Consider the following 17,266-nt stretch of genomic DNA (forward strand, 5'->3'; position numbering starts at 1 on the left):
CCAGCTCCGCCGATCGCACGTTGCTCACCCCGCGCCAAACGGCGTAACATCCGCTGAGGCTCTAATCGCCACTGGATGAAACTTCGGAGGCAGGTCAGGTCCGGCTTCTCGGCTGTCGGCGACCAGGGAACCCGTTTGAAATCGGCGCGGTTCTCGTCGATCGAAATCGCATGTTTGGCGTAGCCGACATTCCGGTTCAATGTGGTGTCGTAGAATTTGTGCTTTGGGGGCGCCAGGTGCAGGGTCATGAGCCGCTTGTCCAGACTGTAGCCCGGCATTGGCGGCGCGACCTTGAGATAAATCTTCAGAAAGGCAATCAATCGTAAGCGTAGCGCTGCGGCCCTTTCGATTGGCGCTTGACACCTATTTTGATCGCAGCTTGTGCCGTCTTGGCTTCCATGTGTCGGACAATGCGTTGACGGCCGCCTCGAGCGCCTTCCGGTCGATGACGTAGGGTCGAACCGCTCCGGTCCCCAGAGGCGCATATGTTCGTGCTCCGGATGGGCGGGGTCGCTAATGGCATCGAGGTATTCGGCATACCCGGGTGCGCCTCCAACATCCTCTGGAGGGCAGCGGCCGGCAGCATCGAGCAGGAGGGGAAGCCCCTCAGTCGTCGTGTTTTCGAACCATTTTTCGAGCTTGATCACATGATCCCAGCTGTCGCCGAAGTCATAGAGATAGTGGATCGTCTTGGCGCCGGTCTCGCGAACGACATCGCAGAGCCGGACTTTGCTGGCATCCATGGGCTGATGGCCGTAGTCGTTGTGGGGATCGGGAATCCCCCAACGGTCTTCACCAGCGAAGAACTCGAAGAGGTGGCTGGTTGACCAACCAAACGCCGCCTGAAGCGTCAGATGCAGCCGATCAAGGCGCAGCGTGACGGGTACGACAAGGCGACGCATCACCTCTGGTTTTACGTCCTTGAGGATTACCTTGATCCGGACCGCGGTCGTGTTCAGGCTCATGCCGCCAGCCTCGGATCGTGTGCATGCATCGTGTAGATCGACGCCCAAGGGAGCAGTTCGTCCAGTCGCGCCGCAGGCCAACCATTGACGAGCTTCGCGAGAACATCAGCGAGCCAGTGCTCGGCACTGACGCCATTGAGCTTACAGGTCTCGATTAACGAAGCCAGAACTGCCCAATTCTCGGCGCCCTCGTCGCAACCGGCAAAAAGGGAGTTCTTGGCGTTGAGCTTGATCGGCCGCATCGCACGCTCGACAGCATTCGTGTCCATCTCGATACGTCCGCATCAAGGTAGAGCGTCAGGCCGTCCCAATGACGCAGCGCGTAACGCAAGGCCTTCGCCGTGTCGCTCTTCTGTGCAAGGTGATCAAGCTTGGCCTCAAACCATTGCTTCAAGGCGGTAGCCAGAGGCGAAGCTAGATCGCCGCTGCGGCTGAATGCGATTGACCCGACGACGCCTTCCTGGCGCGACAGATACTCCGCGCGCAAGATTGCAGCGCCCGCACTCATGCGTTCGACCGGTTTTCCGGGCGTAAGACCGTCATCGGCCGCCACGAATGGCAGCGCGACGAAATAGGTAATGTCGGCCATGACTGCTGCTCACCATCTCGACCAGGCCGCGATGTTGTTCTCTTTCGTGTTCTTCAATCGCTGCGGGCTATCGACCCGCGCCATGAGTTAATCGGGCGCGACGAGCCTGGCTGACACATCTCGAATGTACCCGATGGATGACGAGGGTCAGATATCGTCATGGTTGGGGTTGGAGCATTCAACTGACCCGCACAATATCTGATTTGCGCCGTTCGGGCCGTCACGCACCGTTGAACTAAAAGAATATGGACCGGGAGCAAGTAGCGCTCCCGATCCGTGTTTGCGTTGAGGAAGCAGGCCGGTCGTAGCCAGAGGCCCTGCAGGGATCAGCGCTGCTCGTCCATTACGTCTGCTGAGCGATCCCACCCATTACGCGTATCCGCATCATCGTCAGCGTCCTCGAATGAGTCTTCAACTTGATCGCTGCGCGCAGAAATCGTTGCTGCGGTACCGTATATTCGCTTGAACGTTCGGCCCCAAACAATGAGCTCCTCATCCAACTTGCCGAGTTGATCGCGCCAAGCAGAGCACGAGCGGGGGTCTGCGCCGCGGGACTCCACAAGCGGCCTGCCGTCGTCGCCAACAACGGCGACCACGTCAAGGAACGCCTTCTCAAGCGCATCCACCGCGGTACCGAGAACACCCAAGCGATTGTGATATCGGTCAACCGGCGTGTCTCCAGGCCGAGGCGCACGGGCCTTCCCCGGAGGCGGAAATTCGCCGCGAAGATAGATATCGTTGACCATCAGCTCTCCGGTGCCATCGTCCAGCACCTTCACTAGCCCATCCTCGTCGACCGCGCGGATTGAGCGTTGCGCTGCGTAATCTTGCAGAGCTTGACCCAGTTGATGGACACCGTGAACGGTACGGCGCATCGCATCAAGCACCTCGCCCGGTGTCCGCCGGTCAGGTTGCGCGTTATTGGCTGATCCCCTGTCCGCGTTTAGCCGGCCTGACACCACGAGCGCGTAGGCCGCCCGAACAGACAATTCGAGACTGTTTGGACCCGGCTCATCAATTGTCTCGTCGCCAATTGACTGCCGCACTTCGACCAACGCTCCATCCACCATTTGTTCTATCGTTCGGACAGTGCCCTGCCATGGCGCGCGGTGCACCGACTTAGCAAAAGCGTATCGCATATAGCGACGAACCTGATCAGTCTTGGCGGGGTCATCTGCAACGGCGCGCAGGATCAACGCAGTGGCCAATTCGTTCGCCAACTTAGAAGTGATCCGTTTACGGGTAGATTGACTTGTGACCGCAACACGTATCGCGTTTTCGACGCGATCATCCGGCATTGTGAGGAGCCTTACGATCTGAGCGGCCCTCACGGCCGGATCATCTGAAAGATGGGCCGCTTTCGCTTCGGATCGAGTGCAGGTGCCAGCATAGTAATCGCGCTCGGTCGCGGAGATGATATCCCGACGGTACAACTCGTCGAGCACTTCGTCCGCGAGTGACTCATTTTCTGGGCCCTCGCCCCATGGTTTCGGCGGATCGACGTGCCGCAAAGCAACCATCGATTTGATAGCCGTGGGAAATCCCGTATTTCCCGAAAGGTGAGGCCGAAACCCAACCAAAATCAAGGCTGGTACACGCTCGCATCTCAACGCGATCAAATCGTCTCGCGTTGCGCCACGATCGAGCGCTTCGTTGAGTTTCCGGATGTGAGTGCGGAACTTTGCATCACTGTCGTCATATGGGATATCGGATGAACGGACTCCCAAGAGATCGTGAACCGATGTAATACGCGACGAGCCCTCGGCGGTGGTCACGGCTGTGACCGGGGCCGATCCGTCTGAGTGCTCGTATGTGGTGGCAACAAGCCACACAGCCTCCATCACACCCTGAGACGCGATCGAGGTGCGCCAGTCATTTTCAGCGAGAACGTAACTCGCTGCCTGCTGTGCCGCCCAATTGAGATGGTGACGGCTCTCAATATCGACGACAAGCTCCGCGCGCTGCGAAGGAGCACCTTCCGCTGTGCGAGGTTCTGGCACAGGCCGAAACTTCGAATCATCCCCGGCTGTTCCGGGCTCCACCGCGAAAGGATGACGTCTGGAAGGCAACGTACGGGGATTGCGTGGGTCTGGTGTAATTCGGCGTGACCAGACCATCGTGCGGATGCCGAGCAAGGTACCGCCAGGTACGGCGATCTTCTCCACTTCTGGATCGATCGGATCGCCGATCGACTTGCGAACCGCGGATGGGTCTACAACCGCGTTAGCGATTGCGTTGGCCGAAGCCGAACTAAGGGAAAATGCATCCACGATGCGTTCGGCCAAGGCTTGGCGAGACTTGGCGTTTGCATACTCGGGGAGGCGTTCGACCGGGCGCGGCAGAACGTGATCGTCAGATACAAGCTTATTCATGGTAGTCTCCTTGGCAAGCAACCGAGGGCGATCAGCCTGATCGGGAAGCTCGGTCGCAACACGGGGTTGACGATTCCGAGGTGCCAAGGACACGTAGGTGGCCATGCGCATCCCCTTCCGCTTACCGGGAAATCCCGGCGTTACCGAAGGCGGCAACAATGGTAAAAGACTGCTCCAAGACGTACAAAGCTTGCGGACTGATCCGTTTTGCCTTGCGTAGCCGCCCATCACCGACAGGTGATGGTGAAAAGTCCGCACAATTGCAGTCGCGGTATCGAGACGCTTATGCCCGGATTTGAACCCGGTCAAGGCAATTCGTCGGCCGATGGACGCTTGAGGCGCCGCGGCCGGGGACGTACGCAGTGCCGCGTGGTCGCGCGATAATCCAAAAATGACTGCGGAGCTATTGAACACCTGGCGTCCAATAGTCCGTGACACAGCTCGATATTCAATCGTCAACGGTACAAGATGGGTACGACTGAGTTGTACCCGTGCGACGAGTGAAAATCGTGGAAATACAAGATTCTATGCCCCCGCGTTGTCGGGCTTGCCGCCCGACCCCGGGTCGCCACCTCGACAAAAGCATGCTCTGAGCATGCTCAATTGTTCGAGGCTGGCGGCCGCCGGCATCGCGCTGGGTGGCGCGTAAGCCGTCTGGCCCGGGGTCGGCCGGCTGCGCCGGGCCGACGAAACGCCCCTGGGGTAACCCTCGGTACGAGTATCGTACATGTCCCGATAGTCCTCGCTTCGCTGCTGGGGTATCGAACACGTCCGATATCGTCCTCTCGGCGTTTCGGCTTGTCCCTTTTTCGCACTGCAAGGGAAAAGCGCTCGGTGCGAGGCATTCGGCCCTTTCCCAGTTTCAGTCGTCCTTTGACATTACGTGGTCGCAGTAGCTGCAGAGCTCGTTGCTGTCCCAGGACACATTCTCCGGGGTCAGGTCCGCCGAGCACCGTAGACACTCGCCGAGTTCGAGGTCGCACCACGCGCACGCATTCTCGTCCCCTGACATCACGTAGGTCTCGAGATTACATTCTGGGCAACGCCCCAGCGATGGCTCGCCGCCATCCTTGTAGGCCTCGTGATTGTCTCCGTCGAAAAGCGCCTTGAGCGCACCTTCGACGAGGTCCTGAGCTTCGACGTTGGCGCCGCACTGACGGCAAGATGCGTCGGCATAGTCGCGGACTTCGTTCGCGGGACCTCTCTGCTGGACCAGTCGCGAGCCGCACTTCGGACAGGCGAGGGGCGCGCTCGCCAACGCATGCGATTTCCAGTCGACCTTCGCAAAGCTTGCTTCGCAAGCGGCGAGTTCCTGATCGAAAACCGCCTTCACCTCGAGCATCGTCTTCCAGCTGTCGCCCAGGTGCTTCGCTGGCTCCTCGTGGAGCTGCTGGAAGAGCGCAACGACAACGGGAAACGCACGCGCGATCGCCTCCCGGACCTTTTTGCTGGTCGCGTTCGTGTAGAGGTGCTCCATGTCGTTGCGGATCTTGTTGAGATCGGCGAGGGCACCCTTGTCGATGGTAAGGCCGAACGACTTGAAGCGGTCCCCGATCTCGGCGAAATCGACGGTCTTGTTGTTGGACGCGAAGGTAACATCGCCGCTTCCGTCGGGGACGGGCGTGAACTTGGAGCCGATCACGGCCATCATCTGAGCTTTCGGCGCCGCTCGGACCAGGACCTCCTTAGCGAGCAGAAGCGTGCCGGCGTAGAAATTACGGACGGCGGAAAGCGCGCGCTTCGGATCGTTGTGCCTGTAATCCTCGATGCCGAGCTCGATGGATTGGATGGCGTTGTCGAACAGCGAGTGCATGGCTGGCCTCAAACTCTCCTGGCGCCGGCGGGCCAGCCAAGGTCGGCTACGATCGCGCCGATGTCTCCCTGTGCCCGTCCGACGTAGGCCCCGTCGCTGAGAGGGTCGACCAGAAAACGGGCCCCTCCGATTTCGAGTGCGGTTTGGATCGCCGCGAGATTGTTCTTTGCGGGGCTGCGGCGCTCGGCCTCGAAATCTTTGATCGTGGATAGGCCGAGGTTTGACTTCAGCGCCAGCTCCTCTTGGGTCCAGCCCAACAAAGCGCGCGCGGCGCGTGTAAGATCAGCGTTCAACATTCGAAGACGTCCTTTTCAACCAAAAAAACAACCAAAATCGCCGCCATTCAACTAATTTGGATGAAAATTGGCTAATGCGGGGCAAGTGGAGGCTTCACACGCCAAATGATCCCGGAAAGGTGAGCGACGACCTCGTTCAGCGGCGCCGAGGTGCCCGTCGGCATACGCGGCCTGAGGACGTGAGATGGTCGAAAAAGCACCGAGATCGGGTTCGAAGGCCGAAAGGTCTCGCGAGCGCGCTAGCGCCGAGGAGTGAGCCGTCGGCACGACGGCATCGGCATCCGGGACGACCGCGGTTACATGCAGCATGCCGGCATTCCGTCGCGACCAAGTCCTCAACGCTCGCGTCGTCGCCGCAGTTCGGACAGCCGGGGATCCGCGCTAGTCTCCGGATGTTGTTCGATTTGGGCGATCACCTCGTCGGTCCCACGAGGCCAGAGGATCGAACAAGATGGCGCCATGCCCAGGAGCAAGGAGTTTCTGCTGGAGCAGATCGCCCGAGCGGAGCGCTTCGCACATGGCCGAGCAGCGAGGGCCATTCTGCACCTAAGCCATCAACGGAAAGGCCAACATTGTGGAACTTCAGCCAATGCGCGGCATCCCTTGCGAGCTTGAAGTCACGCAGAAGCTCGGTCCCATCGATCTCGATAATCAATCCCGGAAAGGCCGGATGCCTGGGAAGAAGCTCCTCAATCGTTTTTAGTGCACCGTCGCTCGTGAGAAACGAAAGCGGCAGATTGATAGCAAGTTCAATTGGCCCGCATTCGGAAACGAAGCAGTGCCAGTCCGCCACCGCCTGGTTGATAAGGAATTCGGACAAAGCTGCGTAATGCGGGTCTCTGTCGTCCGCTTTGAAACAGCTGGGAGAGACCATACCCCAATGAGGGTGTCTGATGCGGACGAGCCCTTCGGCACCGCCCACGCGCAGAGAGCGGGTGTTTATCTTGGGCTGATACCAGAGTTCAAGCCAGCTGTTATGGAGCGCCTCTGCCGCGTCGAGCCGGGGGCGCGGCGGCGCTGGCAAAGGCACAAAGTCAGCAAGGCTCGCCTGCAGCTCGAGCTCCCCAAACGGCGTTGCGAGGACGGGAAGCATATGCAGGCCGAGTTGGGCTCCCAGGGTCGCCAATGCCAGCAACGCATGCGAATGAGGGGGCCCGAACAAGAGCACCCGGCCACCAAAGCGCTCGCCCGCGAGTCGCTGCAAAACGCGGACCGCTTCCATGCCCTCGCCAGCAAACCCGAGCAGAAGCAGATCAGGAATGTCGGCGCTGATTACTCCAGTTACTTCGGCTGAGTGAGCGCATTCACAGATGGTGAATCCGAGTTCTTGAAGCGCTTCACAAAGAAAAGATCGAATGTGTTTCTTCGAGTCAGCCACGCAGACGCGAGGCACGACTTTTCGTTGGCCAAACCTGACCGGTTTGACTGCGTTTTCTTTGTCCAAAGGTAGTTCCCCGCCCCAAAAGCTCTCACACGTCCTGTTCAATAGCGCGAGAACGAAGAGGTTGCCGTCTCAGTTTTAAGATTGAATCGTTAGGCTTAATCGCCACAATGAAAGTCAATTTGGATGTGCCGTCTACACACCCGAGGCCGCAAGCGGATCAAGCATAGAAGTGACCAAAAATGGCCGGAGAGATGCAGATCGCTAGAAGTCATTTCCTCGGCTGCAGGTCGGGCGCTGAACCAATTGAACATCTCGTTCAAAATGCCAGCGGTCTGAACCAGTTTGCGCTCGCCGCACCCTCATGCAGTCAAGCGTATGAAGAAGGGCCCAGATTCTTGTAAACGTTGCTTAGGTTTGTAAAGATTAACAATACGTAGAGTTCCCTGTGAGTTTAACATCGTCCGGCTTGCTCCTGAACGCTCAGCATGGCTTCTGAGGACAAACCAAACGCTCGGCTTAGCGGCCTCGCAGGGAATGCCTGATGATACCCGTTTTGATCGCCTTGGCCGCGAGCGCGTTACTAGGGCTGGCGACCGGCTTTGTGTTTCGGGTTTGGGCAAACCTGGTAGTTGCTCCGCTTGTGGCTTTCGGTTCAGCGGTTGCTCTGTTTCGTTATGGGCTTGGATTTTTCGAAGGAACGCTCGCTACAATCGCATGTCTTTTCGCCAGCCAGGCGGCTTACCTCCTGGGGACGTTCTTGGTAATGTCCGACGCGGGCGTCGAATGCTTCCTAGCGGAAGACCTGTTCGACAATGAGCCAGGCGAGAATTGCGAGAGCGACATTACCGGTAATCAACAGGAGAAGCGCCACGAGCATCCATCGCGGTCCCTTCCGCCTGACACGTGATACCGCTGACCGTTCAAAGGCCCGCCGCAGCCAGGTGCCACCGCGCGGCCTTCTGCTGGCCGAGCGGCAAGCTGCGTCAGTTTGGGGCATTGCCGGGTTCATTGTAGCACACCTTTCTTGCTGTTTTCGGGTCCTGCAGGTCCTTCAGCAAAGGTGATGCCACCTTCGGACGCGGAAGCTCGGTAGGCGATAGGTGCCCGGGCTTGTGTAACCTCTGAGACGAAGATGTCCGAACTCAACGCCGTCTACCGTCGCGGACAACCCAACGGTTGGCGTTTGTCGCTACGATAAGGTTTCCACCAAAAGCCCATCACGCCTCCGAAGGCAGTCTTTCCGCGCTCAGGAACCGTTCACCGGATGCTCGAGACTTCTCGCTCGGGGATGCGCGGCAGTGAACAATCCGAAGACGGTCATCAATCATGTTGGTGGCAGCCGCTGTCGATGGCCGAACTGTGACGTGAGAGCGGGCAGCGGTAGATTAGTTCAACTGTGCACATAATGGTGAAAATTTATCGAGTTAGCATGCCGAGATTTACGTGCGGCCACCACAAAAGCTAGTTTCCAACATGTGCGTTGGTGCCGCAGGTGCGGCTTCCGCGCAAACGTGCCTTGCTGTTGTAATGAAAATGACGGGGGCCCCGCATGAATGATGATCGAACTGCGAGCAACCGCGCGAAATGGTGGACAACTGACCTCCATACCTGAGCGCTCTGATCAGCTTTGCTGACGCCATGCCGCCAACTGAGGAAACTCCTGCTCGATTTCCTCGAATGTGATTTTGGTTCGGAAATTGTCGAGGTGCGGCTCGTATTCAGCTCTCTTTGCTTCACTGAAAAAAATTCCCGTCGAGGCTTCTTGATGCGGCAACACCCTCGGGGGCGGTTTGCCGACCCAGCACTCGGCCCGCAACGGGTAACCTCGCGCTTGAACACCGTCAGCCTTGAATTTGTCCTTCGGCTGTTTGATCTCAAAATGTATGGCGAACCTTCGCGAACGCTCGTCCTCAAATATTGCCAAAATATCTGTCTCCTTTCCGCTGCATCCAAGGCAGCGGCAAGCTTCGGTAAAGTAAAACCGCCACCATTCTGCGGTTGGATTTCGGCGATGGACTTGCATCTCCCTGTGAAGAATGCGAGCGTCGGAAGAGCTGGAAAAATTAAACTTTGATAATACCCAGCGCCGGAAGTCGGCGTCCTCTACGAGACCTCGGGCTATCGGCGCCGCGTATTGGTATTCGACAGAGCCATATTTCATTTCATCAGCCTTGCTACTTCGCCTTGTCAAATGCGACGGAGGCGACCAGCGCCAAAGTTGTAGCGCACTCGTTTCCTCGTCCGACCGTATCTCATTCGGTCCCTCCGTGGAAGCAGAGGAATAATCTTGACCAATTGGCTCTGAAAGCATGCCTGCGGTGTTCTACTGTTTTACCTAGGGTTCTCGCGCAGTGGCGGGCAGCCACGGCAGAAGAATATGACTGGCCGTATACCTAGCCCCGCATATGCGGCCGCCGGTGCTATCCCTACGCAGCCCCCAACGTTCTGGAGATCATAAGTAGCGATGCGCCAGAGCGATTGTGAGTTACATGGGATTTGAGCATTCAAATTGGGATCATCAGGAATAGGATACGAGTGCCCAACGCCAAAGGATTTTATGCGTCATGCATGGCTTTTGTAATCTGTGCACCAAGTTCAGAGAGCTTTCGCAGGACCATGTCCCACCTCAAGGAAGTACAAGCCTGCGGCGGGCGGAACTGAAAAACCTGTTGGATGCTTTTCGAGCGACGCGCGACGGTCAACAGGCTCGATATCACGAGGGTGCTGGATATCTGCCACGCTCGCGGCGCCGTCTAACCCAGAACGGCGTCAAATTCCTCTCAATCTGCAAGGATTGCAACAATCGGCTCTTAGGCGGTCGTTACGATCCGGAGATCAATCGCATCTCAGCGGAAATCAGCTCGCTCGCGAAAGCGGCGGCTGGCGGACTTCTGGTACTGCCGGAGCGTGTGAGCGTCACCGTCAAGACGCATTTTTTGCTGCGCGGCATTATTGGTCATCTAATCGCTTCCATCCAATCGCCTGATCCATCAAAACCACTGCCCGCCTATCAGCTCGACAAGTTGGCCGCACTGCGCGACTATTTTTTTGATGAGACCCTGCCACTGCCTCCGAACGTCACGTTCTATTATTGGCTCTATCCGTATCACGAGACCACCATTGTCAAAAGTCTCGGAATTAGCTCACGCGACGGAGAGAGCCATATTCTTGGCGATCTCTTGAAATTCTTTCCCGTCGCCTACTATGTCGTCTATTCTTCGAACGGCGGGCTCGAACTCGACGTTGCCAGCATCACCGGGGGAGACTGCAATAGTCTCAATTGCCATGTTCAGCTGCAATTCGACTTGCGCAACATCGCTCCTAAAAATTGGCCAGAGCTTCAGCGCACTTCGAGCTTCTACACTGTCATGCCTCTCCAGCCGACGATTGTCGCCTCAGCAAGCGTTGCCAGGGGCAAAAAGGGTGGGAGAAGCTGCAGCCCGGATTAACGCGTGGCCATCCGCTTAGTCTCGCGAAAGGCGAGCGTCAGAAGCTCCTTGCGGGCCGTGAGGCTGCCGCTACAAACAATCGGGACGCTCGGCACGTCCCTCTGGCAGCTCCAAGTAGCGCGAAGACCATACACCTCCAGAAGGGGCTCCTGAAGGGAGGGTGATCGGGAGAAGTTTCAGCATGGATGACAACCGCGCCGCCGTCGAAGAAGCGGGTGAACGCGCAAGCATGTCTATCTCCTAGATAGGCGCATTATTCCGTATGATGTGAATGCCGGGGCTGGTATTTCATCCCGAACAATATTGCGACCGGCAGGGCCCGCCGAAAGGCGGCCCCTCTTAATTCTTGCAAGTGACCTTGCACCGCTGAGGTCGGGCCGCGGGCAAAGTGAGGCTTGGCCAGAGATCATTCTGGACAGTTCTCGGTCGCGGCGTAGTGTTGGCATGCTATTTAGGTCTGTTGCGTTTGGGGCGTGGCGTGCTGTGAGTTTCGCGTGTCGATCCTCAAGATTTTGGACGGTCAGCCCGATGGCCGGGCCAGCCTCGATGCAGTCAAACAGCATCTGGCCGTGTACTATTCGAGCGGCTCGGAGTGGCCGCAACGGATGAAGCGGGCTGGCAGAGCGGGCACCATCACCATCGAAATCTTCGGCCAGAAGCTGGTCACAAGACAACCAGGGAGTGGCGCATCACCGAGGCGGCAGAGCCTTCCTAGCCGCCTTGGAGAGACCGGCGGCAGCCGTTCTAGAGCGCACGCTTGATGATCTGATCGAGCAACTGTCGGCGAGCGAGCACTCCGCCACTTACCGGGCCGCACCTCGTACCAATGATCGCAAGGGGCGTCGCGGGCGAAGGCGACGGGTCGCCCGCGAGCGCCGCTCGGCATAGCAGCGGGCGATTAAAGGCGGAAGCAGCAATCGAGCCGTCGCACTCACGCTGGTGCGCGAGCGCTATGGCGATCCTGAGGGGCTTCAGGCAAAACGCTGTACATTTAAGAATCTGCGCCCCGGTGTCGCGCCCGGATGCAGCCTTCTATCCGGCAAAGGGCGCAGGCCGAAATCGCTTTCTGGCGGCTAAATTTCGCGCTGCATGTGTCGCGAATTCAGGTTATGTTGCTGCAACTGAACGCTCCTTTGTTTTTCGTAAGAGCAATTATCTCGTCATTTTGATCGGGGGATTTGATGGGCGCTAAAGCCATCATGGTTGAAATTCTTAGGCAAGAACTTCGCTTGCGCGGTGTGGATTGGTCATCAACAGAATGCGAAAAGATCGTGCAGCGTCTGGTAGAACAGCTTCGCGACCTAGAGCTAAGCTTGGCGGCAGGGCAGTTTGGCGGAAGGCCGACAAGCCATTGAACAAGAAACGTAGCGAGACCGGCCAGCCGCGTTTACAGAGCGCGCGGCTAAACGACTCGGCAGGTGTACGACAATCATACGGCTTTGCCAGATGGAAGGCAGCCTCGGTCATGACTCCCGATCAATCCAAGAAATTAAAGATTCGGCAACGCGTCGCCTGGCACGACAGCGCGACTGATCAAGGCACAGTCACAGCTAGCGATTGGTCTGGCGTGCGGATTGCCTGGGATAATGGGAAAGACCAATTCTTTCACCACAACAACATGACCGAAGTCGAAGTGGCTAGAGCTAATTTGCAATAACTGTCGGAATCGCCAGGCTTGCAGCACCCACGGATTAATGGTCTGGTATCTGACTATGTACTGATCCGCGTGAGCGCACCACTCACATTCATAGGTCCGCATATCGTGACCGGGTTTTGCTGGCTCAATCCGGCGCAAGATCAGGCGGTGACCGCAACTTGTACGTGGCGGAGGTTACGGTTCGGCGTGAGGCAAGCGCGGAGAATGGCTCTTCCAATTCTCTCTTTGCTTGTGAAGCGGAAGCCTGTCACCGTCAATCACATGGCACCATAAGAGCAGTGAACGAGTCAGCGTGGCCGCGATTCAAGTGCGATGGGTATGGATTCGTTCCGCCGCTTTTTGGGATTGAAGGACGGCATCTACGAACAAGAGACGCAAACATGAAGGGGGCTCCTTCTTTTAGCCTGCATTCTTCTCGGCCTGATATTGCTCGTGCTCTGCGGCGTACCGCCATGGGGTATCGCCCTAATCGTCTTCAGCCTGTTCTTCCTCTTAGGGATGGCAGGTTTAGTTAGATTGATCTTCAAAGCAGTGCGTCATCCTATATCGAACCGCACTTTCCGACGATTTGCTCCGGTAAGGCGTTACGGCCCTTCACGTTCGCCCCTGCCGTACCTCAGAGAAAAAAAACCGCACGCCTTTCGGAGCATGCGGTCCCGTTAGTAATCGAGAGTTGTCAAACTTAGTCAATCGCCCAGATCGCCGCCCCAATATTCCTAGCCGCACGCAGGTCCGACAAACATCACGACGGCAATCAGACCAACAAGGCGTCGCTGGCGAAGCTCCCACACCGCCTCAACAGAGTAGCTGGTCTATTTGGACGATTTTTTGTCGGCGTCAGGCGTCTTGGTCACTGCCCATGGATCATACTTTTCCTTGGGATCGGGAATGCGCTTGAGTGCTTCCTGATACGCCTTGTCGTCCACCTTCGGCTTCTTGTCCTCGGCTTTTGTATCGTCGCTCTTATGCCCCCGCTTGCCGCCCCCCATCTGCGCCTGTGCGGGTACAGCCAACAGCGCCAGTATCGCCACAGCCATCGCCAAGGTCCTCATCATGTGCATCTCCTTAGCCGTCGCCCGAGGAAGGCTACTTCGCAATCTGACGATGGCAAAGTTAAGAAGGACGGACATTCTCTCCAGAATTTAATGATTGCACAAAACGCAAGAGACCGGCCGCCAGGGGCCGCTCCTAGCTTGCCGGAATGCTGTCCGCGATGGTTAACCCCGTAGTCAGTCGTGCCTGTCGTCGCCGCGGCGACAACCAGCGGAAGCACGGTAAGCATCCGCCGAATGACGCGGCCCGCCCCTTGCGCGGTCGATGCCGATTGATGATCCCAATCATGGGCGAACGCCTGCGGTGTTGCTGATGCTCGCCGAGCGCAATGATTTGATCCGCGCCGCCGCGAGGTTCTTTCCAGCCGCATCTGCTCGCGATATCGCCCGGCGGCTCCGCAGCGCGTTGCTGCACTACCAGACCGGATCGTGGCGGCGAGACCGCGATGAATCGACCTGCCCGATGCTGCGTCGTGGCAAAGCTGCATGAACCCATGTGGATGATCCTGAAGACGAGGGACGCGCTGGTGGCGGAGCGAACAATTCGGCGGGCGCTGGCCGCTACCGCTACTCGTAGCCCACCGTTTGAGGTTTAGTTTGTCGCTCATCATCGAGATGATGGAGGCGAACAGCCATGGCAGAAGCATTCACACCGGTCACTTTTCACGGCAACCGAACGTCGGACGATGCGGCGGCGCAGTTGCCCGATGAGGCCGCCACAAAAAACGATGGCAGTAAAACAGCGCGCAGACGATCTACATGCGCAGATGCCGACCCATGAGCAGGTGCAGGAGGTGCGGCTCGAAGTAACTGGCTACCAAAATCGCATCGTCGATCTTGAGCGGCACAAGAGCGAAGGCGGCTTCGGTCTCGACGCATCCGCGCCGCAGGTTCAAAGCGAGCGCTGCAGGCTGCAGCGCGCCGAAAAAGAACTCGCGCGACTGACGGTCGCCGGGGCTTTCGTGGCTGATGCGGCGATGACCGAACACGCGCCATCGGGCTTGATCGGCACCGGCGGCGACGGCCCCGTCTCGCTGGCGCAGGATGGGGCCGTCCGATCCGCACCGCTTCGGGGCCATCCCGGCCATCGTGTCAGCCGTCGCGGAGGGCCGGGGTGTCGCTGGCGACATCTCGGCCCGCCTCGATGACGGACAGGCCGTTGTCAGATGGTTTGGTCAAGTCGTTGAAGGGGCAGCGGGAGAGATCATTGCGAGGTCGGTGGCGGTACGCCCGATATGATCGAGAACGGGCGTTGTACTCTGTTTCCCCAACCCGCTGGCGCTGCTTTTGAAAAGGCCATTTGCGAGGGTCGTAAATGAGGGCATGCAGAACGCGCAAGCTGCCGCCGCCCGAATTCGTCACATGGAAGGCGGTCGTGAAACGAGGCTGCTGCACGCGCTGGCGCTGCTTGATCAACTTTCACAAGGATGTCGGCCCGCGCGCCCGAGCTGGCGGCACCTACTGGTCCGCAATGCCCCGACCGCCGAGTTTTCGCCGACTAATTGCAGATGGCGTCCGGCGCGCTGGTATCAAAGCCCGCGCGCTCGATAGCTCCTATGATCGCGAGCGCGACGACGGGAGACGAAGAAGTCACTGTTACGTAACAGTGAACCAGAGGGCGGCCCCGCCATCGATCAATTTGTGAACGCCACCAGTTTTCCTCGCTTCCCTGCGCCGAGCGCAGCGTCAACGATAGCCGGAAAGCGGTCGGCCCAGTCATGGCCGTTACGGGTGAAGCAGAGGACGCGGACGCCATCACGGCGCACCATCAGCCGGTAGCCGTCACATGATAGATTTCACGACCCCAGAGCGGGCCGGACGGGGGGCTTTCGTTTGCCTTTGTGCGGGAAAGTGGTCGGCTTTAAGGGCGAGCGCCATAAACCTTGGTATGGTGCCGTGACCCCTACGTTCAATTGAGCCGCTGATCGCGATAGTCTTAGGTAGGGTATGCGGTAGCCTCTCCCGCGCTATCGCTGCCCTCCTTGGGCGTTTCCTCCCTAGACTTGGGCCGCTTGTGGCAACGCAGGCGGCCTTTCTTTTTTTGTATCCTACTAAGCTCTAAGCCGCACTGAAACTTGGCATCCTTTGTGTGGACGTAAATATGCCGGGGGATTTGAGGGCTCGGCAGAGCCAGCCGAAACCTCCTAACGCAGTGGTGACAATCAAGCCCCAATAATCTCGATCACTGCGCATAAAAACATTAAGATGACGCATCACGTGTGCGCCGTCCCTAAATTAGCCTCCGGACACGCTTCTTGAGGCAGTTGCCCGGGCGATCATGCATCATGAAGCGTCGCGTGGGCTGAACATCAAGCTGGACATGGATCGCGCTCATCTGGCGGTGTTAACGCCACGCGAGCGTCAGGTTTTCGACCGTGTCGTTCGCGGCGACACCAATAAGCACGCCGCCCGCTTGTTAGGCTGCACCGAGCGGAAAATCGATCATAGGCTCCGCCGCAGTTCGCTCGTTGATGGCTTGTTCAAGCTCTGCACCTGCGCTGGTGCCGTTTCCCCATTTCATGGCACGTCCGCTGCGCCAAGTGCGGCCATACCGGCACCGTGACCGCTGCCACCGCCGATCTCGGGGCCATTCGCACCAGATCATCGCCCGCGCGCGGCGTCGACCAACAGGACGCGGGGCAAGAGCCGGGCGCGGCAAAGGTTACTGAAACAGTAGGGTTCCGAAAGGGCGGCGGACGGTCAGCCTCTACGCCAATGCCAACTACCAGTTCCAAGCCTGATCGCAACAGTCACAAGCCACGTCGACCAAACCGGCTCGCGCTCATGCCGGTCGGTCTTTTGAGGCACTCCGAAATTGCGAGCCATGGTTTCTCTCCGTAACTTCAGATTTTTTGCGGGCCATAATGGTGAAATTACGTTTCGGCCTCGGTTCCCCTGCAATTTAATGCGGCCGGGATTTGGCGGCGACCGCCCCGACGCTGAACGATCGGCTCAATGATCTGGCGCGGACAGGCGACCGATAGCGGACGGCATTACGGCATCGCATCGTCACCACGCGCTCGATTGCGGCATCGCGCCATCACCACGTCGAGCGCATACTCAGGCGTAGTGTATTAACTTGGCCACCGTTGGCGAAGTTAGTACACTACGATCATGTATGTGCGATGGCAGCATCGAAAGCGACAACTGGCGGCCGCGATGGCTATGTGGGTGACGAGGCAGGAAATTATGTCCGCAACGAGCGCGGCGGTTTCCTACGCACACGGCAGCGTGCTGATGGGTCGGCCGGGCTGGATGTCCGATGGACTGCAGCGCGAATTTTTCTGACCTTGAACACAAGCCCTATCGGTCACCGACGTGACCGAGCGAGCACCGCCGTGTTTTATCGCGCCACAGCCAGGTCGAGCACGCATCATCACTACGCTCCAAGCCGCAAATCCGGGGCTACTGGCCGTCGTCTCGCGTCATAGGACCATCAGGGCGGCGCTCGGGAAGCGAAGCATGGCGGTCGCCAGCCAGATGCGCTGTTACGGTCCGCAGTGAACAATCCGAAAACCTCATCAATCATGTTGGTTGCAGCCGCTGTGGATGGCCGAACTGCCATGTGAAGGTGGGCGGCGGTAGACTACGGTCTGTTGGGATTCATCTGGAGTTTATCGCGGCCGCGGCCAGATAGATCATTGAAGTGAAGCTCTGGTCGGTCTTGTCGGCGCGCATTGCGATGCGCT

General features: G+C 58.3%; 14 protein-coding genes and 2 pseudogenes. 7 read left to right on the forward strand and 9 right to left on the reverse strand.

Annotated features, from left to right (window positions below; translation table 11 throughout):
- Positions 1-158: 158 nt before the first annotated feature.
- The 6 genes and pseudogenes from IVA74_RS36060 to IVA74_RS36085 all read right to left on the reverse strand — a co-directional run.
- Positions 159-965 (reverse strand): annotated as a pseudogene (locus tag IVA74_RS36060) (plasmid pRiA4b ORF-3 family protein); the annotation flags it as partial.
- Positions 962-1,374 (reverse strand): annotated as a pseudogene (locus tag IVA74_RS36065) (transposase); the annotation flags it as partial. The pseudogenes IVA74_RS36060 and IVA74_RS36065, both read right to left, overlap by 4 nt.
- A gap of 506 nt (positions 1,375-1,880) precedes the next feature.
- A complete protein-coding gene (locus IVA74_RS36070) occupies positions 1,881-4,235 on the reverse strand; it encodes a hypothetical protein (protein ID WP_247352261.1) in 2,355 nt (784 codons plus the stop codon).
- Positions 4,236-4,788: 553 nt separating this feature from the next.
- The gene (locus tag IVA74_RS36075) at positions 4,789-5,739 is read right to left on the reverse strand and encodes a hypothetical protein (RefSeq protein WP_247352262.1); all 951 of its coding nucleotides are present in this window, start codon (positions 5,737-5,739) and stop codon (positions 4,789-4,791) included.
- A gap of 8 nt (positions 5,740-5,747) precedes the next feature.
- Complete coding sequence (locus IVA74_RS36080; RefSeq protein ID WP_247352264.1) at positions 5,748-6,035, reverse strand: helix-turn-helix transcriptional regulator; 288 nt, start codon at positions 6,033-6,035, stop codon at positions 5,748-5,750.
- A 412-nt stretch (positions 6,036-6,447) separates the two neighbouring features.
- Entirely contained in the window at positions 6,448-7,479 is a 1,032-nt protein-coding gene (locus IVA74_RS36085; protein WP_247352265.1) for an EAL domain-containing protein, read from the reverse strand.
- 481 nt (positions 7,480-7,960) lie between these two features.
- On the opposite strand from IVA74_RS36085, the gene IVA74_RS36090 reads away from it, so the two are divergent.
- Positions 7,961-8,326 carry a hypothetical protein gene (locus IVA74_RS36090; RefSeq protein ID WP_247352266.1) on the forward strand — a complete coding sequence of 122 codons (366 nt, stop codon included), beginning with the start codon at positions 7,961-7,963 and terminating at the stop codon, positions 8,324-8,326.
- A 714-nt stretch (positions 8,327-9,040) separates the two neighbouring features.
- Here IVA74_RS36090 and IVA74_RS36095 read toward each other — a convergent pair.
- Positions 9,041-9,580: a hypothetical protein gene (locus IVA74_RS36095; protein WP_247352267.1), complete on the reverse strand. Its 540-nt coding sequence runs from the start codon at positions 9,578-9,580 to the stop codon at positions 9,041-9,043.
- 403 nt (positions 9,581-9,983) lie between these two features.
- Between IVA74_RS36095 and IVA74_RS36100 the strand changes: the two genes are divergently transcribed.
- The 4 genes from IVA74_RS36100 (at position 9,984) to IVA74_RS36115 (ending at position 12,525) form a co-directional block, all read left to right on the forward strand.
- Positions 9,984-10,868, forward strand: coding sequence for a hypothetical protein (locus IVA74_RS36100; RefSeq protein WP_247352268.1), 885 nt, complete (start codon positions 9,984-9,986; stop codon positions 10,866-10,868).
- A 494-nt stretch (positions 10,869-11,362) separates the two neighbouring features.
- On the forward strand, positions 11,363-11,629 hold the full coding sequence (locus IVA74_RS36105; RefSeq protein WP_247352270.1) for a hypothetical protein: 267 nt from the start codon (positions 11,363-11,365) through the stop codon (positions 11,627-11,629).
- 420 nt (positions 11,630-12,049) lie between these two features.
- Positions 12,050-12,223, forward strand: a complete 174-nt coding sequence (locus tag IVA74_RS36110; protein ID WP_247352271.1) for a hypothetical protein — start codon at positions 12,050-12,052, stop codon at positions 12,221-12,223.
- Entirely contained in the window at positions 12,220-12,525 is a 306-nt protein-coding gene (locus tag IVA74_RS36115; RefSeq protein WP_247352272.1) for a hypothetical protein, read from the forward strand. Before IVA74_RS36110 ends, IVA74_RS36115 begins: the two co-directional genes overlap by 4 nt.
- A gap of 812 nt (positions 12,526-13,337) precedes the next feature.
- On the opposite strand, the gene IVA74_RS36120 is transcribed toward IVA74_RS36115, so the two are convergent.
- A complete protein-coding gene (locus IVA74_RS36120) occupies positions 13,338-13,577 on the reverse strand; it encodes a hypothetical protein (RefSeq protein WP_247352275.1) in 240 nt (79 codons plus the stop codon).
- A gap of 265 nt (positions 13,578-13,842) precedes the next feature.
- Between IVA74_RS36120 and IVA74_RS36125 the strand changes: the two genes are divergently transcribed.
- Complete coding sequence (locus tag IVA74_RS36125) at positions 13,843-14,067, forward strand: hypothetical protein (protein ID WP_247352273.1); 225 nt, start codon at positions 13,843-13,845, stop codon at positions 14,065-14,067.
- Between the two features lie 265 nt (positions 14,068-14,332).
- Here the strand turns inward: IVA74_RS36125 and IVA74_RS36130 are convergent, their stop codons facing one another.
- A complete protein-coding gene (locus IVA74_RS36130; RefSeq protein ID WP_247352274.1) occupies positions 14,333-14,656 on the reverse strand; it encodes a hypothetical protein in 324 nt (107 codons plus the stop codon).
- 1,241 nt (positions 14,657-15,897) lie between these two features.
- Here IVA74_RS36130 and IVA74_RS36135 point away from each other — a divergent pair.
- Positions 15,898-16,140: a LuxR C-terminal-related transcriptional regulator gene (locus tag IVA74_RS36135; protein WP_247352276.1), complete on the forward strand. Its 243-nt coding sequence runs from the start codon at positions 15,898-15,900 to the stop codon at positions 16,138-16,140.
- The last annotated feature ends 1,126 nt before the right edge of the window (positions 16,141-17,266 follow it).

The sequence above is a fragment of the Bradyrhizobium sp. 132 genome (assembly GCF_023074185.1).
Taxonomy (GTDB): Bacteria; Pseudomonadota; Alphaproteobacteria; order Rhizobiales; family Xanthobacteraceae; genus Bradyrhizobium.

What these genes read in the sequence shown, in the direction of transcription:
- IVA74_RS36080 (WP_247352264.1), bottom strand. Translation starts at nt 6,035, where the DNA reads ATGTTGAACGCTGATCTTACACGCGCCGCGCGCGCTTTGTTGGGCTGG.
- IVA74_RS36075 (WP_247352262.1), bottom strand. Translation starts at nt 5,739, where the DNA reads ATGCACTCGCTGTTCGACAACGCCATCCAATCCATCGAGCTCGGCATC.
- IVA74_RS36090 (WP_247352266.1), top strand. Translation starts at nt 7,961, where the DNA reads ATGATACCCGTTTTGATCGCCTTGGCCGCGAGCGCGTTACTAGGGCTG.
- IVA74_RS36130 (WP_247352274.1), bottom strand. Translation starts at nt 14,656, where the DNA reads ATGGCCCCGAAGCGGTGCGGATCGGACGGCCCCATCCTGCGCCAGCGA.
- IVA74_RS36095 (WP_247352267.1), bottom strand. Translation starts at nt 9,580, where the DNA reads ATGAAATATGGCTCTGTCGAATACCAATACGCGGCGCCGATAGCCCGA.
- IVA74_RS36110 (WP_247352271.1), top strand. Translation starts at nt 12,050, where the DNA reads ATGGGCGCTAAAGCCATCATGGTTGAAATTCTTAGGCAAGAACTTCGC.
- IVA74_RS36135 (WP_247352276.1), top strand. Translation starts at nt 15,898, where the DNA reads ATGGATCGCGCTCATCTGGCGGTGTTAACGCCACGCGAGCGTCAGGTT.
- IVA74_RS36125 (WP_247352273.1), top strand. Translation starts at nt 13,843, where the DNA reads ATGCCGATTGATGATCCCAATCATGGGCGAACGCCTGCGGTGTTGCTG.
- IVA74_RS36100 (WP_247352268.1), top strand. Translation starts at nt 9,984, where the DNA reads ATGCATGGCTTTTGTAATCTGTGCACCAAGTTCAGAGAGCTTTCGCAG.
- IVA74_RS36120 (WP_247352275.1), bottom strand. Translation starts at nt 13,577, where the DNA reads ATGAGGACCTTGGCGATGGCTGTGGCGATACTGGCGCTGTTGGCTGTA.